12 protein-coding genes and 2 rRNA genes are annotated in these 19036 nt (G+C 66.8%); 10 read left to right on the top strand and 4 right to left on the bottom strand.

Going from position 1 to position 19036, the window contains the following annotated elements; all coding sequences use genetic code 11:
* Positions 1–289 precede the first annotated feature (289 nt).
* Positions 290–598 (bottom strand): DUF397 domain-containing protein, encoded by a 309-nt coding sequence (locus tag AC5WAM_RS12060; protein ID WP_366795289.1) that lies wholly within the window; start codon positions 596–598, stop codon positions 290–292.
* Positions 599–709: 111 nt separating this feature from the next.
* Entirely contained in the window at positions 710–1552 is an 843-nt protein-coding gene (locus AC5WAM_RS12055) for a hypothetical protein (RefSeq protein WP_495522591.1), read from the bottom strand.
* Between the two features lie 208 nt (positions 1553–1760).
* Between AC5WAM_RS12055 and AC5WAM_RS12050 the strand changes: the two genes are divergently transcribed.
* The 6 genes from AC5WAM_RS12050 (at position 1761) to AC5WAM_RS12025 (ending at position 9242) form a co-directional block, all read left to right on the top strand.
* A complete protein-coding gene (locus AC5WAM_RS12050; protein ID WP_495522590.1) occupies positions 1761–3395 on the top strand; it encodes an outer membrane protein assembly factor BamB family protein in 1635 nt (544 codons plus the stop codon).
* A gap of 291 nt (positions 3396–3686) precedes the next feature.
* Positions 3687–3974, top strand: coding sequence for a 30S ribosomal protein S15 (rpsO, locus tag AC5WAM_RS12045; protein ID WP_030363216.1), 288 nt, complete (start codon positions 3687–3689; stop codon positions 3972–3974).
* Between the two features lie 383 nt (positions 3975–4357).
* On the top strand, positions 4358–6586 hold the full coding sequence (locus tag AC5WAM_RS12040) for a polyribonucleotide nucleotidyltransferase (protein WP_366795294.1): 2229 nt from the start codon (positions 4358–4360) through the stop codon (positions 6584–6586).
* The gene (locus tag AC5WAM_RS12035) at positions 6583–7962 is read left to right on the top strand and encodes a M16 family metallopeptidase (protein ID WP_366795295.1); all 1380 of its coding nucleotides are present in this window, start codon (positions 6583–6585) and stop codon (positions 7960–7962) included. Before AC5WAM_RS12040 ends, AC5WAM_RS12035 begins: the two co-directional genes overlap by 4 nt.
* Positions 7963–8022: 60 nt before the next feature.
* Positions 8023–8775, top strand: a complete 753-nt coding sequence (dapB, locus tag AC5WAM_RS12030) for a 4-hydroxy-tetrahydrodipicolinate reductase (RefSeq protein ID WP_366795296.1) — start codon at positions 8023–8025, stop codon at positions 8773–8775.
* 14 nt (positions 8776–8789) lie between these two features.
* Positions 8790–9242, top strand: coding sequence for a tetratricopeptide repeat protein (locus AC5WAM_RS12025; RefSeq protein WP_138962143.1), 453 nt, complete (start codon positions 8790–8792; stop codon positions 9240–9242).
* Between the two features lie 54 nt (positions 9243–9296).
* On the opposite strand, the gene AC5WAM_RS12020 is transcribed toward AC5WAM_RS12025, so the two are convergent.
* Positions 9297–9857 carry an SCO5741 family PH domain-containing membrane protein gene (locus AC5WAM_RS12020; RefSeq protein ID WP_366795297.1) on the bottom strand — a complete coding sequence of 187 codons (561 nt, stop codon included), beginning with the start codon at positions 9855–9857 and terminating at the stop codon, positions 9297–9299.
* 144 nt (positions 9858–10001) lie between these two features.
* Positions 10002–10241, bottom strand: coding sequence for a hypothetical protein (locus AC5WAM_RS12015; RefSeq protein WP_242724450.1), 240 nt, complete (start codon positions 10239–10241; stop codon positions 10002–10004).
* Positions 10242–10668: 427 nt separating this feature from the next.
* On the opposite strand from AC5WAM_RS12015, the gene dapA reads away from it, so the two are divergent.
* The 4 genes from dapA (at position 10669) to AC5WAM_RS11995 (ending at position 18979) form a co-directional block, all read left to right on the top strand.
* On the top strand, positions 10669–11568 hold the full coding sequence (gene dapA / locus AC5WAM_RS12010) for a 4-hydroxy-tetrahydrodipicolinate synthase (RefSeq protein WP_495522589.1): 900 nt from the start codon (positions 10669–10671) through the stop codon (positions 11566–11568).
* Positions 11569–11697: 129 nt separating this feature from the next.
* Positions 11698–13383, top strand: a complete 1686-nt coding sequence (locus AC5WAM_RS12005) for a ribonuclease J (RefSeq protein ID WP_138962147.1) — start codon at positions 11698–11700, stop codon at positions 13381–13383.
* Between the two features lie 635 nt (positions 13384–14018).
* Positions 14019–15544: ribosomal RNA gene (locus tag AC5WAM_RS12000) — 16S ribosomal RNA — on the top strand.
* A 312-nt stretch (positions 15545–15856) separates the two neighbouring features.
* Positions 15857–18979: ribosomal RNA gene (locus tag AC5WAM_RS11995) — 23S ribosomal RNA — on the top strand.
* The 16S and 23S rRNA genes sit together here, the layout of an rRNA operon.
* Positions 18980–19036: the final 57 nt, after the last annotated feature.

Below are 19036 nucleotides of genomic sequence, written 5' to 3'. Positions count from 1 at the left end.
GTGGGACGGACGCGTGTGCCACGCTCGCGGGTTCTGACGTCGCGCCCCGTCCCAGCCTAATCACCAACAGCACGGGCACGGCAGGCCAGTCCGCCCCCGGAACGACGTCCTTCACGCCACGTCCCACTCAAGGACGGTCAACGACTCCCCACCATCACGAGCAAACCGGTCGCACACCGCCAAACGCCATGAAAAGCCCCTGCGGACAAGGCGAGAGGGCGGAAGCGGCACGCACCGCTTCCGCCCTCTCCAGGCTCCCCGCGCACCCGGCCGCCCGGCCGGGTGCATCTCACTCCGACGGCTCGGCCGCGGGCATGCCGCCGTTGTGCGGGGCGGGCTCCAGGTCGAACTCCCCGTCCCGCGCGCCCAGTACGAAGGCGTTCCACTCGGCCTTGGTGTACCGCAGCACGGTCTCGGGGGCGAGGGACGACCGCATCGCCACCGCGCCGTCCGGCAGATGGGCGATCTCCACCCGCTCCTCGTGCGCCTCGGTGCCGGGGGCGCTCTGCCATTCCACCCCGGAGATGTCGAGAGCGTAGAGCTCGTCCTTCTCGCGCTCCTTGCGTGCCCTGACTTCCTCGTCCTGTGCCTCGGCCATGGCGGAACGGCCCCTTCCCGACGTACGAACGCGCTGTGCGCACACCCTACTTGGCGGCCGGTGCCCACGGGGCGCATACGACCGGTCACGGCCGCGCGGCCGCCTGCGGGGTCACGGCTTCTTGAGCGCGGCCAGGGCGTCCCGGGCGTCGGACTTGATCATCTTCTCGACCTCCTGCTCGGAGGGCGCCTTGGAGCTGCCGCTCGTACTGCTCCCGTACCAACTCCACTGGAGCTCGAAGGTGAACCAGCCGTCCCGCACGCCCAGCGTCATGCCGCCGAACTCCTTGGGCCCCGTCTTGCTGCCCGTCGAGGACCGCTTCTCCACGACCAGGAAGGCCTCGTCGCCGAAGCCGTCGACGGACTTCGTCTCGTACGCGTACGCGCCTTGCGACCGGTCCTCGAACCCCTTGTAGAGGGAGGCGAACTCCCCCTTGGGCTCGCTCTTCTTGTGCCACTGCGCGGTGCTGTTCACGAAGACGCTGCTGTAGTCGCTCGCGCTCGCGTCCTTGTCCTTGAGGCTCCAGTTGCAGTTGTTGATGTCGAGGCCCTGCTGCCGGGACGCGTAGTGGCTGTTCGGATCGCTGCCGAGCCGCGTCTCGTAGCGCTCCTTGAAGGCGTCGATGGTGACGGCGTCGCAGAGGTTCTTCTGGACGCGGTACCCGGCGAGGTCGGCCTCGTCGTCACCGCCCCCGAGCGTGCCGCCCGCGAACAGCACCCCCGCCCAGACCGCCGACGCGACCAGCGCGCCGCCGAGGCCCCACGCCCAAGGGGGCACGGGTCTCTTCGCCGCGGGGGGCGGCCCCTGGGGCGGGAAGGCGGGCGGCTGCCCCGCCGGGGCCGGGGGCTGCGCGTAGGGGCTCGGGGGCACCGGGCCCTGCGGCTGCTGGAGGTAGGGGTTCTGCTGGTACGGATTCGGCTGCTGCGGGCCGGGCTGCTGCGGCGGTATGGACATGGTGGGCAACGTACCCAACGCCCGTGCTGGAACCCGCCAGTCCGGCGGTATCCGCGGCCACCGCCCCACCGGCGGGCGGTCGGCAGGAGGACACCGGCGTACGGAGCCGCGCGGCCCTTCCGTACTCTGCCTTCGGCGCTGACCAGTTGACGTGCGGCGCCCCAGTGTCATCCCGCCTCTTGGTCGACCCGGAGAAAGGCGCCCCAGCGTGAGCCAAGGCCCACCCCGTTCCCAGTTCACCCAGTCCGTCCTGGCCGTGGACAACGCGCGCAAACAGCGCCGCACCCGCCTGCTCGCGGGCCTGGCCGGGCTCCTGGCCCTCGTGCTGTGCGCGGGCGGCTGGATGGTCTGGGCCGCGGCCGACGACGGCGAGGCGGGGAACCAGGGCGCGAAGGCCGTCCGGCAGGCGCCGGACGCCATCCGGGACACCGTCGAGACGGCCCCGAGCTCCCCCGTGGGCCACCTGGCCGTCGACTACCGGGAGAAGGGGTTCGAGAAGCGGTTCGGCCGGGACGCCTCCGTGCGCGCCCCCGGCACCTGGGCGACGGACAAGACCCTCGTACGCGGCGTGGGCGGCACCCTCAAGGGCTTCGAGGTCGGGACGTCCAAGGAGGTGTGGTCGACCGACCTGGGCGGACCGGTCTGCGGCACCACCCGGCACGTCACCGCGGACGGCCGCACGGCCGTCCTCTTCCAGGAGCCCACGAAGCCCGCCGAGGACGACGACAAGAAGAGCGACGGCAAGAACAAGAAGAAGGCCGACAAGAAGAGCGACAAGAAGGACGACAAGAAGGGGAGCAAGAAGGGCGACAAGAGGAAGGGCGACGACAAGAAGAGGGGCAAGGGCAAGGAGAAGGGCAAGGGCAAGAAGGACCGCGCCGACACGCCCGCCCCGGCGCCGTGCACCCAGCTCGCCCTCGTCGACCTCGACACCGGCAAGAAGCTCTGGCAGGTCGCGCTCCCCGACGCCAAGGACGCCTCCCCGACGAGCACGAACGTGACCCTGACCCGCGGGACGGTCACCGTCGCCTGGAGCCGGGGCTCCGTCGCGTACGACATGAAGGCCGGGAAGCCCCTCTGGCGGGACACGCGCCCCTCGGCGTGCGAGAACGCGGGCCTGGCCGGCGGGAACGTCCTGCTCGCCCTGCGCCGGTGCGGCGCCGACGCCGACCGTACGTACCGCGTCCAGCGCCTCGACCCGCGGACGGGCAAGCCGCAGTGGACGTACGACGTCGCCAGCGGCGTGCAGCGCGTGCACCTCGTGTCGTCCGAGCCCGCCGTGGTGGCCGTCGCGGTCAGGGGCCCCGGCGTGGACAAGCTGCTCGCCCTCGACGACCTGGGCGCCTACCGGTCCACGGTCGACATGCCGGAGGGCCGCTACATCGACGACTGCTTCACGGCCCGCTTCGGGACCGTGGAGACCTGCGACGCCATCGTGGCGGAGCGCGACCGCCTGTTCCTCGCGACCAAGCCCAAGGACCCCGAGGTGAACCGGATCGTCTCGTTCGATCTGGCGACGGGCAAGGTCGTCCGCAGGTTCGACTCGCGGGGCCGCGGTGCGATGTACCCGCTGGAGCTCAGCGGCGGCAAGCTCCTCGCCTTCCGGGGGAGCGCCGACGGAGTCGCCCCCGACGCCGTCGTGAGCCTGGACCCGGAATCGGGCAGGGAGACCCCGTTCCTGCTGTTCAGCGTCCCGGAGGCGGCCGGACCCGTGAAGCCGGGGGAGACCGACGTGCTCGTCGAGGGCGGCCGGGTCTTCATCGCTCCCAAGGAGCTGCGCGCCGAGCGGGGTGAGGACGGTGAGGGCGCGGCCTACGGCGCCCTGGGCGTCGAGGGGGCGTGACCGGCGGACACCCGGCGTGCGACCCTCGGCAATGCGTCACGGGACCGGCCCCGGACCGCTCCCGCGCCGGTGACGGAGAGCCGACACGCCCAGGCTGGTACGCTGTGTAACGCTCGCTTGTCTGCGCACATCCCCAGGCCCCCGGCCGGTGGACCGCGCGACGCGGCATCCCGCCGCAAGGCGGACCCCACCTCTCCCGGGTGGACCCCCTGCCTCCCGAGTACCGGAAGCACCCCTGAGAAGAAGACCAGGGGCGCTCGGAGGCGAACAAGGACATCACAAGGAGTTCGCGTGTCGCTCGACGCCGCCACGAAGAAGCAGATCATGACCGAGTTCGGCCAGAAGGAGGGCGACACCGGCTCCCCCGAGGTCCAGGTCGCGCTGCTCTCGCGCCGCATCTCGGACCTGACCGAGCACCTGAAGACGCACAAGCACGACCACCACTCCCGTCGTGGTCTGCTGATCCTGGTCGGCCAGCGTCGCCGCCTGCTTCAGTACCTGGCCAAGAAGGACATCCAGCGCTTCCGTGCCCTGGTTGACCGCCTGGGCATCCGCCGCGGTGCGGCGGGCGCCAAGTAAGACGCCGTGAAGGGAGCGGTTCCCACTCGAAGCACTCGAAGGGGGCCGCTCCCTTTGCTGTACGTGCGCGGTGTCACCGACGCTTTGTAGTCTGGTGACGTCCGACACAGCCCCGGACGTGCAAGCGGGGCCCGGCGCGCCCGCGCGGGCCTCACGCACGACCACGGGCACAACCACATAAGGAGAGGCGCACCCAGCCGCCGCCGGTCCTCGGTAGTGGTCTCCGGGATACGCGAGTACGAGTCCCCGGGGGCTTCGATCGAAGACCGGCCCGCACCCACGGCGCGCTTCTCCGCACCGCTCCCACGCCACACGGGCAGGGGCGGACCCCGGGCCACACGGGCCCAGGGGTGAAAAGACGATACGTAACGGAGAAACCGCTAGTGGAGAACGAGACCCACTACGCCGAAGCCGTCATCGACAACGGCACCTTCGGCACCCGCACCATCCGCTTCGAGACGGGCCGCCTGGCCCGTCAGGCCGCCGGCTCCGCCGTCGCCTACCTGGACGACGACACGATGGTCCTCTCGGCCACCACCGCGTCCAAGAAGCCCAAGGACCAGCTCGACTTCTTCCCCCTGACGGTGGACGTCGAGGAGCGGATGTACGCGGCCGGGAAGATCCCCGGTTCCTTCTTCCGCCGTGAGGGCCGTCCCTCCGAGGACGCCATCCTCACCTGCCGCCTCATCGACCGCCCGCTGCGCCCGTCCTTCAAGAAGGGCCTGCGCAACGAGATCCAGGTCGTCGAGACGATCATGGCGCTCAACCCCGACCACCTGTACGACGTGGTCGCGATCAACGCCGCCTCCTGCTCCACCCAGCTGGCCGGCCTGCCCTTCTCGGGCCCGATCGGCGGCACGCGCGTGGCGCTCATCAAGGGCCAGTGGGTCGCCTTCCCGACGCACACCGAGCTCGAGGACGCCGTCTTCGACATGGTCGTCGCCGGTCGCGTCCTGGAGGACGGCGACGTCGCGATCATGATGGTCGAGGCCGAGGCCACCGAGAAGACCATCGAGCTCGTCAAGGGCGGCGCCGAGGCGCCGACCGAGGAGGTCGTGGCCGCCGGTCTCGAGGCCGCCAAGCCCTTCATCAAGGTCCTCTGCAAGGCCCAGTCGGACCTCGCCGCCAAGGCCGCCAAGCCCACCGGCGAGTTCCCGATCTTCCTCGACTACGAGGACGACGTGCTCGAGGCCCTCACCGCCGCCGTCAAGCCCGAGCTCGCCCAGGCGCTGACCATCGCGGGCAAGCAGGAGCGCGAGACCGAGCTGGACCGCGTCAAGGCGCTGGCCGGCGAGAAGCTGCTCCCGGAGTTCGAGGGCCGCGAGAAGGAGATCTCCGCCGCGTACCGCTCGCTGACCAAGTCCCTGGTCCGTGAGCGCGTCATCAAGGAGAAGAAGCGCATCGACGGCCGCGGTGTCACCGACATCCGCACTCTGGCCGCCGAGGTCGAGGCTATCCCGCGCGTGCACGGCTCCGCCCTGTTCGAGCGCGGCGAGACCCAGATCCTGGGCGTGACGACGCTGAACATGCTCCGGATGGAGCAGCAGCTCGACACCCTCTCCCCGGTGACGCGCAAGCGCTACATGCACAACTACAACTTCCCGCCGTACTCCACCGGCGAGACCGGCCGCGTCGGCTCCCCCAAGCGCCGCGAGATCGGCCACGGCGCCCTCGCCGAGCGCGCCCTCACCCCGGTGCTCCCGACGCGCGAGGAGTTCCCCTACGCGATCCGTCAGGTCTCCGAGGCCCTCGGGTCCAACGGCTCGACGTCCATGGGCTCCGTCTGCGCCTCCACCATGTCGCTGCTGAACGCCGGTGTGCCCCTGAAGGCCCCCGTCGCCGGCATCGCCATGGGCCTGATCTCCCAGGAGATCGACGGCGAGACGCACTACGTCACCCTCACCGACATCCTCGGTGCGGAGGACGCCTTCGGCGACATGGACTTCAAGGTCGCCGGCACCAAGGAGTTCGTGACCGCCCTCCAGCTCGACACCAAGCTGGACGGCATCCCGGCCTCCGTCCTGGCCGCGGCCCTGAAGCAGGCCCGCGACGCCCGTCTGCACATCCTCGACGTGATGATGGAAGCGATCGACGTTCCGGACGAGATGTCCCCGAACGCGCCGCGGATCATCACCGTCAAGATCCCGGTGGACAAGATCGGTGAGGTCATCGGCCCGAAGGGCAAGATGATCAACCAGATCCAGGAGGACACCGGCGCCGACATCACGATCGAGGACGACGGCACCATCTACATCGGTGCCGCCGACGGCCCGGCCGCCGAGGCCGCCCGCGCCACGATCAACGGCATCGCCAACCCGACCATGCCGGAGGTCGGCGAGCGCTACCTGGGCACCGTCGTGAAGACGACGACCTTCGGCGCGTTCGTGTCGCTGCTCCCGGGCAAGGACGGTCTGCTGCACATCTCGCAGATCCGCAAGCTCGCCGGCGGCAAGCGCGTGGAGAACGTCGAGGACGTCCTCGGCGTGGGCCAGAAGGTCCAGGTCGAGATCGCCGAGATCGACTCCCGCGGCAAGCTCTCCCTGATCCCCGTGATCGAGGGCGAGGACGACGCCGACAAGGCCGAGGACGCGAAGGACGACGCCGCCAAGTGACGTCCCGTAGCTCCAAGGCGACGGCCCGCACCTCTTCGGAGGCGCGGGCCGTCGCCCGTACCCAAACCTTGATCAAGGGCAGCAACGGCATCGGCACGGTCCGTAAGACCACCCTCCCCGGAGGGCTGCGCGTCGTCACCGAGACCCTGCCGTCGGTCCGCTCGGCCACCTTCGGCATCTGGGCCCACGTGGGCTCCCGCGACGAGACGCCGTCCCTGAACGGCGCGACGCACTACCTGGAGCACCTCCTCTTCAAGGGCACCAGGAAGCGCAGCGCCCTGGACATCTCCTCCGCGATCGACGCCGTCGGCGGCGAGATGAACGCCTTCACGGCCAAGGAGTACACGTGCTACTACGCGCGCGTGCTCGACACCGACCTGCCGCTGGCCATCGACGTGGTCTGCGACATGCTCACCGGCTCGCAGATCCGCCAGGAGGACGTCGACGCCGAGCGCGGCGTCATCCTCGAAGAGATCGCGATGACGGAGGACGACCCGGGCGACTGCGTGCACGACCTGTTCGCGCACACGATGCTCGGCGACACGCCCCTGGGGCGCCCGGTCCTCGGCACGGTCGACACGATCAACGCCCTCACCGCGGACCGCATCCGCCGCTTCTACAAGCGGCACTACGACCCCACCCACCTGGTCGTCGCCGCCGCGGGCAACGTGGACCACCAGAAGGTCGTCCGCCAGGTCCGCGCCGCGTTCGACAAGGCGGGCGCCCTCACGCGCACCGACGCCACGCCCATCGCCCCGCGCGCGGGCGTGCGCCGCGTCCGCACCTCGGGCCAGGTCGAGGTCATCGACCGCAAGACCGAGCAGGCCCACGTCATCCTCGGCATGCCGGGCCTGGCCCGCACCGACGAGCGCCGCTGGGCCATGGGCGTGCTGAACACCGCGCTCGGCGGCGGCATGTCCTCGCGCCTGTTCCAGGAGGTCCGCGAGAAGCGGGGCCTGGCCTACAGCGTGTACTCGTACACCTCGGCGTTCGCCGACGCCGGACTGTTCGGCGTGTACGCGGGCTGCCGCCCCAGCCAGGTCCACGACGTCCTCAAGATCTGCCGGGACGAGCTCGACCACGTCGCCGAGCACGGTCTGACGGACGACGAGATCAGGCGCGCGATAGGCCAGCTGGCGGGCTCCACGGTCCTCGGCCTCGAGGACACCGGCGCGATCATGAACCGCATCGGCAAGAGCGAGCTGTGCTGGGGCGAGCAGATGTCGGTCGACGACATGCTCGCCAGGATCGCGGAGGTCACCCCGGACGAGGTGCGCGAGGTGGCCCGGGACATCCTGGGGCAGCGCCCTTCGCTCTCCGCGATAGGCCCGCTGAAGGACAAGCAGGCCGCCCGCCTGCACGAAGCGGTGGCCTAGGCCCGGGACTCCCGGACCCAGGTCCCGTCCGACTCATAACTCGGTTAAGGAAACAGGCAGATGAGCAAGCTGCGCGTGGCGGTCATCGGCGCCAAGGGCCGGATCGGCTCCGAGGCCGTACGGGCCGTCGAGGCGGCCGACGACATGGAACTGGTGGCGGCCCTCGGCCGCGGCGACAAGCTGGAGACGCTGGTCGAGGCCGGCGCCCAGGTCGCGGTCGAGCTGACCACACCCGGTTCCGTGATGGGCAACCTCGACTTCTGCGTCCGGCACGGCATCCACGCCGTCGTCGGTACGACGGGCTGGACCGACGAGCGCCTCGCGCAGCTGCGCACCTGGCTGGACGCCGCCCCGGGCACTGGCGTCCTGATCGCGCCGAACTTCTCCATCGGCGCGGTCCTCACCATGAAGTTCGCGCAGCTCGCGGCACCGTACTTCGACTCCGTCGAGGTCGTCGAGCTGCACCACCCGCACAAGGCCGACGCCCCCAGCGGGACCGCCACGCGCACCGCCCAGCTCATCGCCGAGGCCCGCCGGGCGGCGGGCAGCGCCCCGCAGCCGGACGCCACGGAGACCGCCCTCGAGGGCGCCCGCGGCGCGGACGTCGACGGCGTCCGCGTGCACGCGGTGCGGCTGAACGGCCTCCTCGCCCACCAGGAGGTCCTGCTCGGCGGCGAGGGCGAGACCCTCACGATCCGCCACGACTCGCTGCACCACAGCAGCTTCATGCCGGGCATCCTCCTGGGTGCCCGCCGGGTGGTGGAGACTCCGGGCCTCACCTTCGGCCTGGAACACTTCCTGGATCTGGACTGAGCCGAGCCGAAGCCATGCGCGCAAAGATCACCTACGCCGTCACGGCCGCCGTCCTGGTCGTCTACTTCGTCCTGGTCGGCAGCCGTGGCGTGCTGCTCATCCAGCACGGCACCGTGCTCACCGTGACCTTCGGGGTCGCGGTGCTCGTCCTGCCGGTCATCGGCGTGTGGTTCCTGTGGCAGAACACGCGCTTCGTCCAGCGTGCCAACCGGCTCGCGGCCGAGCTCGAGGCCGAAGGCGGCCTGCCCGTCGACGAGTTGAGGCGCACCCCCAGCGGGCGCATCGACCGCGACTCGGCCGACGAGGTCTTCGCCCGGCGCAAGGCCGAGACGGAGGACACCCCGGACGACTGGCGCTGCTGGTTCCGCCTCGCCATCGCCTACCACGACGCCCGGGACACCCCTCGCGCGCGCAAGGCCATGCAGCGGGCCATCGCCCTGCACGAGGGCAGGCCGCTGAGCGTCTGAGGCCCGCGCCCGGGTGTCGTACGGGCGGAGGCCCCGGGTGCCGTACGGCCGGGGCTAGGCCGTACGGCCGTATTCGTCCGCCCACACCTCGATGGTGTCGGCGGCCCGGTCGAAGGCGGTACGGCGCGCGAGGAAGTCCGCCCCGCGGTCGGTGAGCAGCGTGGCCCGCTCGCCCGCGGGCCGGTCGAGGCGGACGAGCGTCAGGGCCTGCCCCTGCACCGTGCGGGGCAGGCCGAGCCACCGCACGGGCTGCTGAATGGTGCGCACGGCGGCGATCCGCGCCCACGGCACGGTCCGGGTGCGGAAGAAGGTCACGTGGCGCAGGCCGTGCGCGCTGACCCAGGTGCCCACGCGCAGCAGCCGGACGGCGGCGCAGATGACGAGGGCGGCCACGCCCACGCAGATGCCCGCGCCCGGCAGGGCGCCCGCGAAGGCGATGATCACGGCGGCCACGAGGACGAACGAGGCGAGGAGCAGCAGGACCGCGGCGGCGGCCACGCGCCAGGGGCCCGGGCGGTAGGGCCGCCGCCAGTGGTCGCGGTCGTCGAACGGGAGCGCGGCGTCCTTGCCCGCGTCGTCGAAAGCGCGGTCCGCGGTCAGGAAAGGCAGGGGCACGGCTGGTCCTCACTCACTCCACGCACGGGTTGTGCCCGGTGAGGCTATCGAGCCGTGTCCCCTGCTACCAGCGTTGGGGGCCCAAGGGGGTACCCGACGGGGCCAAGGGGGTGCCTCGGCGCCCGTCCGTGTCGTACGCGGCCGTCAGCGGCCGTCGGAGGCCTCGGACTGCTGGGTCTTGGCGGGCGACTGGTCGGCGGACATCGCGGGCATGCCGAAGAGCACGGAGCCCACGAGACCGGCGACCACGGTGAGCCCGATGAGCGTACGGCCCACGAGCTGACCGGCCGTGGCGCGCTCACGGGGTGGGGGAGTGACATTGCTGCGGAACTTGTCGGCTTCGGCGATGAAGGCGAACGGGACGGGCTCTCGCCGACGGAACATGGGGCGCGCTTCTCCTCACGAGTCTCGAACGGAACTCTGTCACCTACACAGACGCTCGAATCGACCAAAAGGTGCCCAGTTTCGGCAAATTCGCCGAAGATTGTCATGAGGGATCACCGCACGGCCGATTGCCCGAACTGCGCCCCGGGGCGGTCACCGTCCCGCGGCGCACGCCGAGTTCGACGGCCCCGGCCGCGGCCGCCCCGGCTGCCGGGCCGGGGCACATCCGGCCCGGTACGGCACAGATGTGCGGACGGGCCGACGGAAGTGTCCGTATTGCGGCATTTCTAGAAGTTCATCTAGCCTGATCAAACGGACCCGGCACTGCTTGAACCCCCGAGCAGGCAGTGCCGGGCTCCCTGAGTGTCAGACCCAGCACATCCCCCGAGGGGCGACCCCGCGCTGAGCAGCGAGTAGCGTGTTACCCATGGCTCCGACCTCGACTCCGCAGACCCCCTTCGGGCGGGTCCTCACCGCCATGGTCACGCCCTTCAGGGCGGACGGCGCACTCGACCTCGACGGCGCGCAGCAGCTCGCCGCCCACCTGGTGGACGCAGGCAACGACGGCCTGATCGTCAACGGCACCACCGGCGAGTCCCCGACCACCAGCGACGCGGAGAAAAACGAGCTCGTACGGGCCGTCCTCGAAGCCGTGGGCGACCGCGCCCACGTCGTCGCCGGCGTCGGCACCAACGACACCCGCCACAGCATCGAGCTGGCCCGCGCCGCCCAGGCCGCCGGCGCCCACGGCCTCCTCACGGTCACCCCGTACTACAACAAGCCCCCGCAGGAAGGCCTCTACCGGCACTTCACCGCGATCGCCGACGCCACCGACCTGCCGGTGATGCTGTACGACATCCCGGGACGCAGCGGCGTACCGATCAACACCGAGACGATCGTGCGCCTCGCCGAGCACCCGCGTATCGTCGCCAACAAGGACGCCAAGGGCGACCTCGGCCGAGCCAGCTGGGCGATCGCCCGCTCCGGTCTCGCCTGGTACTCCGGTGACGACATGCTCAACCTGCCGCTCCTCTCGGTCGGCGCGTGCGGCTTCGTCTCCGTGGTCGGCCACGTGGTCACGCCCGAGCTGCGCGCCCTCCTTGAGGCGTACCTCAACGGCGAGGTGCAGAAGGCCACGGAGATCCACCAGAAGCTGCTTCCGGTCTTCACGGGCATGTTCCGTACCCAGGGAGTGATCACCAGCAAGGCGGCGCTCGCCCTGCAGGGACGCCCCGCGGGACCGCTGCGGCTGCCGCTCGTGGAACTCTCGCCGGAGGAGACGGCCCAGCTCAAGATCGATCTTGCGGCCGGCGGGGTACAGCTCTAAACACAGACTTCACAACTCAATACGCAACACACCGCAGGCCAGGTGCCTGCACCCACAACTGCTACTGCACGAACGTCACGCGCGCCACGTGCCCCGGAGGTACGTGGCGCGCGTGGTGAGGAGAGTCTTTTGAGTCATCCGCATCCTGAACTCGGCGCTCCGCCGAAGCTCCCCAAGGGCGGTCTGCGGGTCACCCCGCTCGGCGGCCTCGGCGAGATCGGCCGGAACATGACGGTCTTCGAGTACGACGGGCGTCTGCTGATCGTCGACTGCGGAGTGCTCTTCCCCGAGGAGGAGCAGCCCGGAATCGACCTGATCCTGCCGGACTTCACGTCCATCCGTGACCGCCTCGACGACATCGAGGGCATCGTCCTCACGCATGGCCACGAGGACCACATCGGCGGCGTCCCCTTCCTCCTGCGCGAGAAGCCGGACATCCCGCTGATCGGCTCCAAGCTGACCCTCGCCCTGATCGAGGCGAAGCTCCAGGAGCACCGCATCCGCCCGTACACGCTCGAGGTCGCCGAGGGCGACCGGGAGCGCCTCGGCCCCTTCGACTGCGAGTTCGTCGCGGTCAACCACTCCATCCCGGACGCCCTCGCGGTCGCGATCCGCACCCCCGCGGGCATGGTCGTGCACACGGGCGACTTCAAGATGGACCAGCTCCCGCTGGACCGGCGCCTGACCGACCTGCACGCCTTCGCGCGGCTGAGCGAGGAGGGCATCGACCTCCTCCTCTCCGACTCCACGAACGCCGAGGTCCCGGGCTTCGTCCCGCCCGAGCGGGAGATCTCGAACGTCCTGCGGCAGGTCTTCGCCGGTGCCCGCAAGCGCATCATCGTGGCGAGCTTCGCCAGCCACGTCCACCGCATCCAGCAGATTCTGGACGCGGCGCACGAGTACGGTCGCCGGGTCGCCTTCGTCGGCCGCTCGATGGTCCGGAACATGGGCATCGCCCGTGACCTCGGCTATCTGCGGGTGCCGCCGGGCCTGGTCGTGGACGTCAAGACGCTCGACGACCTGCCGGACCACGAGGTCGTCCTGGTCTGCACGGGTTCGCAGGGCGAGCCGATGGCTGCCCTGTCCCGCATGGCCAACCGGGACCACCAGATCCGCATCGTCTCGGGCGACACGGTGATCCTGGCGTCGTCGCTCATCCCGGGCAACGAGAACGCGGTCTACCGCGTGATCAACGGCCTCACCCGCTGGGGTGCGAACGTCGTCCACAAGGGCAACGCCAAGGTGCACGTCTCCGGCCACGCGTCGGCGGGCGAGCTCCTGTACTTCTACAACATCTGCAAGCCGAAGAACCTGATGCCGGTCCACGGCGAATGGCGCCACCTGCGCGCCAACGCCGAGCTCGGCGCCCTCACCGGTGTCCCGCACGACCGGATCGTCATCGCCGAGGACGGCGTCGTCGTCGACCTCGTCGAGGGCAAGGCCAAGATCGTCGGCAAGGTCCAGGCGGGCTATGTGTACGTGGACGGCCTCTCGGTCGGCGACGTCACCGAGCCGGCGCTCAAGGACCGCCGGATCCTCGGCGAGGAAGGCATCATCTCGGTCTTCGTCGTCGTCGACTCCACGACCGGCAAGATCACCGGTGGCCCGCACATCCAGGCCCGCGGCTCGGGCATCGAGGACGCGGTCTTCGGTGAGGTCGTCCCGCGGATCCAGGAGGTCCTGGAGAAGTCGGCCCAGGACGGCGTCGTCGAACCGCACCAGCTGCAGCAGCTCATCCGCCGCACGCTGGGCAAGTGGGTGTCGGACAACTACCGCCGCCGCCCGATGATCCTGCCCGTCGTCGTCGAGGTCTGACCCCCTCGGCCGTCCTGACGACGCGAGCTCCGGAGCGGGGCGCCTCGATTTGCATCGAGGCGCCCCGCTCCCGTATGTTTACGGCTCCGCCAGAGGGGAACCCGCCGCACACGGCAACGTGTCGGGGTCACCCCGAAGGGAACGGAAATCCCGACTCAGAATCTCTGATAAAGTCGGGCCCGCCGGAAAGGGAAACGCGAAAGCGAAAACCTGAAAGGCGCCGATGAAAATCGGAACGGACCGGGAAGCCGGAAAGATCTGATAGAGTCGGAAACGCCGAAAGGCAAAGGCCCTCCAACGGCCACCGGAAATGAAATCCGCACCGGGAACGGAACGGAAAACGGATCTGGTAGGGTTGGAAACACGAAATACCGAAGGGAAGCGCCCGGAGGAAAGCCCGAGAGGGTGAGTACAAAGGAAGCGTCCGTTCCTTGAGAACTCAACAGCGTGCCAAAAGTCAACGCCAGATATGTTGATACCCCGTCTGCCGGACATCAGTTCCGGCGGCGAGGTTCCTTTGAAAAAGTCCTCCCGCCGATGTGTGGGAGGCGCACAGCGAGGACGCTGTGAACGACCGGGATTATTCCTCCTGGTTGTTCCGCTCTCGTGGTGTTGCACCCGATTACGGGTACACATTCACGGAGAGTTTGATCCTGGCTCAGGACGAACGCTGGCGGCGTGCTTAACACATGCAAGTCGAACGATGAAGCCCTTCGGGGTGGATTAGTGGCGAACGGGTGAGTAACACGTGGGCAATCTGCCCTGCACTCTGGGACAAGCCCTGGAAACGGGGTCTAATACCGGATATGACACGGGATCGCATGATCTTCGTGTGGAAAGCTCCGGCGGTGCAGGATGAGCCCGCGGCCTATCAGCTAGTTGGTGAGGTAACGGCTCACCAAGGCGACGACGGGTAGCCGGCCTGAGAGGGCGACCGGCCACACTGGGACTGAGACACGGCCCAGACTCCTACGGGAGGCAGCAGTGGGGAATATTGCACAATGGGCGAAAGCCTGATGCAGCGACGCCGCGTGAGGGATGACGGCCTTCGGGTTGTAAACCTCTTTCAGCAGGGAAGAAGCGAAAGTGACGGTACCTGCAGAAGAAGCGCCGGCTAACTACGTGCCAGCAGCCGCGGTAATACGTAGGGCGCGAGCGTTGTCCGGAATTATTGGGCGTAAAGAGCTCGTAGGCGGCTTGTCACGTCGGTTGTGAAAGCCCGGGGCTTAACCCCGGGTCTGCAGTCGATACGGGCAGGCTAGAGTTCGGTAGGGGAGATCGGAATTCCTGGTGTAGCGGTGAAATGCGCAGATATCAGGAGGAACACCGGTGGCGAAGGCGGATCTCTGGGCCGATACTGACGCTGAGGAGCGAAAGCGTGGGGAGCGAACAGGATTAGATACCCTGGTAGTCCACGCCGTAAACGGTGGGCACTAGGTGTGGGCGACATTCCACGTCGTCCGTGCCGCAGCTAACGCATTAAGTGCCCCGCCTGGGGAGTACGGCCGCAAGGCTAAAACTCAAAGGAATTGACGGGGGCCCGCACAAGCGGCGGAGCATGTGGCTTAATTCGACGCAACGCGAAGAACCTTACCAAGGCTTGACATACACCGGAAACGGCCAGAGATGGTCGCCCCCTTGTGGTCGGTGTACAGGTGGTGCATGGCTGTCGTCAGCTCGTGTCGTGAGATGTTGGGTTAAGTCCCGCAACGAGCGCAACCCTTGTCCCGTGTTGCCAGCAGGCCCTTGTGGTGCTGGGGACTCACGGGAGACCGCCGGGGTCAACTCGGAGGAAGGTGGGGACGACGTCAAGTCATCATGCCCCTTATGTCTTGGGCTGCACACGTGCTACAATGGCCGGTACAATGAGCTGCGATACCGCGAGGTGGAGCGAATCTCAAAAAGCCGGTCTCAGTTCGGATTGGGGTCTGCAACTCGACCCCATGAAGTCGGAGTCGCTAGTAATCGCAGATCAGCATTGCTGCGGTGAATACGTTCCCGGGCCTTGTACACACCGCCCGTCACGTCACGAAAGTCGGTAACACCCGAAGCCGGTGGCCCAACCCCTTGTGGGAGGGAGCTGTCGAAGGTGGGACTGGCGATTGGGACGAAGTCGTAACAAGGTAGCCGTACCGGAAGGTGCGGCTGGATCACCTCCTTTCTAAGGAGCACTTCTTGGCTGCCAGCCTGGCTGACAGTCCAGAGGCCAGTACATCAGCGAATGTCTGATGCTGGTTGCTCATGGGTGGAACGTTGACTACTCGGCACACTTGACCTGCTTCTCTTCCCAGTACTGCTTCGGCGTGGAACGGAACGAGGAGGGGCGAGGGTGTCGGGCACGCTGTTGGGTATCTGAGGGTACGGAACTTGCTTTCCGAACCTCAATGCCGACCCCGGTAAAGATCTGCTTCGGCGGGTTGTGACGGGTGGTTGGTCGTTGTTTGAGAACTGCACAGTGAACGCGAGCATCTGTGGCCAAGTTTTTAAGGGCGCACGGTGGATGCCTTGGCACCAGGAACCGATGAAGGACGTGGGAGGCCACGATAGTCCCCGGGGAGTCGTCAACCAGGCTTTGATCCGGGGGTTTCCGAATGGGGAAACCCGGCAGTCGTCATGGGCTGTCACCCACCGCTGAATATATAGGCGGTGTGGAGGGAACGCGGGGAAGTGAAACATCTCAGTACCCGCAGGAAGAGAAAACAACCGTGATTCCGGGAGTAGTGGCGAGCGAAACTGGATGAGGCCAAACCTCAAGCGTGTGAGACCCGGCAGGGGTTGCGCTTGGGGGGTTGTGGGATCTCTCTTTCACAGTCTGCCGGCTGTGAGACGAGTCAGAAACCGTTGATGTAGGCGAAGGACATGCGAAAGGTCCGGCGTAGAGGGTAAGACCCCCGTAGTCGAAACGTCAGCGGCTCGTTTGAGAGACACCCAAGTAGCACGGGGCCCGAGAAATCCCGTGTGAATCTGGCGGGACCACCCGTTAAGCCTAAATATTCCCTGGTGACCGATAGCGGATAGTACCGTGAGGGAATGGTGAAAAGTACCGCGGGAGCGGAGTGAAATAGTACCTGAAACCGTGTGCCTACAAGCCGTGGGAGCGTCGGACATCAAGCTTGCTTGGTGTCTCGTGACTGCGTGCCTTTTGAAGAATGAGCCTGCGAGTTTGCGGTGTGTTGCGAGGTTAACCCGTGTGGGGAAGCCGTAGCGAAAGCGAGTCCGAATAGGGCGATTGAGTAGCGCGCCCAAGACCCGAAGCGGAGTGATCTAGCCATGGGCAGGCTGAAGCGGAGGTAAGACTTCGTGGAGGGCCGAACCCACCAGGGTTGAAAACCTGGGGGATGACCTGTGGTTAGGGGTGAAAGGCCAATCAAACTCCGTGATAGCTGGTTCTCCCCGAAATGCATTTAGGTGCAGCGTCGTGTGTTTCTTGCCGGAGGTAGAGCACTGGATAGGCGATGGGCCCTACCGGGTTACTGACCTTAGCCAAACTCCGAATGCCGGTAAGTGAGAGCGCGGCAGTGAGACTGTGGGGGATAAGCTCCATGGTCGAGAGGGAAACAGCCCAGAGCATCGACTAAGGCCCCTAAGCGTACGCTAAGTGGGAAAGGATGTGGAGTCGCAGAGACAACCAGGAGGTTGGCTTAGAAGCAGCCACCCTTGAAAGAGTGCGTAATAGCTCACTGGTCTAGTGATTCCGCGCCGACAATGTAGCGGGGCTCAAGCGTACCGCCGAAGTCGTGTCATTCCAGCATGAGGGCCAACGCCCGCTGGGATGGGTAGGGGAGCGTCGTGTGCCGGGTGAAGCTGCGCCGGAAGGCAGTGGTGGACGGTTCACGAGTGAGAATGCAGGCATGAGTAGCGATACATACGTGAGAAACGTGTGCGCCGATTGACTAAGGGTTCCTGGGTCAAGCTGATCTGCCCAGGGTAAGTCGGGACCTAAGGCGAGGCCGACAGGCGTAGTCGATGGATAACCGGTTGATATTCCGGTACCCGCTTTGAAACGCCCAATATCGAGCCCATTAATGCTAAGGCCGTGAAGCCGCCCTGGAGCCTTCGGGCAAAGGGGAGTGGTGGAGCCGCCGGTCCAAGGTGGTAGTAGGTAAGCGATGGGGTGACGCAGGAAGGTAGTCCAGCCCGGGCGGTGGTTGTCCCGGGGTAAGGGTGTAGGACGTCAGGTAGGCAAATCCGCCTGACATTGAGTCTGAGACCTGATGCCGAGCCGATTGTGGTGAAGTGGATGATCCTATGCTGTCGAGAAAAGCCTCTAGCGAGTTTCATGGCGGCCCGTACCCTAAACCGACTCAGGTGGTCAGGTAGAGAATACCGAGGCGTTCGGGTGAACTATGGTTAAGGAACTCGGCAAAATGCCCCCGTAACTTCGGGAGAAGGGGGGCCACACCCGGTGACGGATTTTACATCCTGAGCTGGGGGTGGCCGCAGAGACCAGCGAGAAGCGACTGTTTACTAAAAACACAGGTCCGTGCGAAGCCGTAAGGCGATGTATACGGACTGACGCCTGCCCGGTGCTGGAACGTTAAGGGGACCGGTTAGTCACTCTTCGGGGTGGCGAAGCTGAGAACTTAAGCGCCAGTAAACGGCGGTGGTAACTATAACCATCCTAAGGTAGCGAAATTCCTTGTCGGGTAAGTTCCGACCTGCACGAATGGCGTAACGACTTCTCGACTGTCTCAACCATAGGCCCGGTGAAATTGCACTACGAGTAAAGATGCTCGTTTCGCGCAGCAGGACGGAAAGACCCCGGGACCTTTACTACAGTTTGATATTGGTGTTCGGTTCGGCTTGTGTAGGATAGGTGGGAGACTGTGAACCCGGTACGCCAGTATCGGGGGAGTCGCCGTTGAAATACCACTCTGGTCGTGCTGGATGTCTAACCTGGGTCCGTGATCCGGATCAGGGACAGTGTCTGATGGGTAGTTTAACTGGGGCGGTTGCCTCCCAAAGGGTAACGGAGGCGCCCAAAGGTTCCCTCAGCCTGGTTGGTAATCAGGTGTTGAGTGTAAGTGCACAAGGGAGCTTGACTGTGAGACTGACGGGTCGAGCAGGGACGAAAGTCGGGACTAGTGATCCGGCGGTGGCTTGTGGAAGCGCCGTCGCTCAACGGATAAAAGGTACCCCGGGGATAACAGGCTGATCTTCCCCAAGAGTCCATATCGACGGGATGGTTTGGCACCTCGATGTCGGCTCGTCGCATCCTGGGGCTGGAGTCGGTCCCAAGGGTTGGGCTGTTCGCCCATTAAAGCGGTACGCGAGCTGGGTTTAGAACGTCGTGAGACAGTTCGGTCCCTATCCGCTGTGCGCGTAGGAATATTGAGAAGGGCTGTCCCTAGTACGAGAGGACCGGGACGGACGAACCTCTGGTGTGCCAGTTGTTCTGCCAAGGGCATGGCTGGTTGGCTACGTTCGGGAGGGATAACCGCTGAAAGCATCTAAGCGGGAAGCCTGCTTCGAGATGAGTATTCCCACCCACTTGATGGGGTAAGGCTCCCAGTAGACGACTGGGTTGATAGGCCAGATATGGAAGCCTGGTAACGGGTGGAGTTGACTGGTACTAATAGGCCGAGGGCTTGTCCTCAGTTGCTCGCGTTCACTGTGTTGGTTCTGAAACCACGAACAACCCCACACCGTAGGG

The organism is Streptomyces sp. JLYT201, from assembly GCF_059448825.1.
This window is presented reverse-complemented; position numbering and strand designations above follow the sequence as displayed.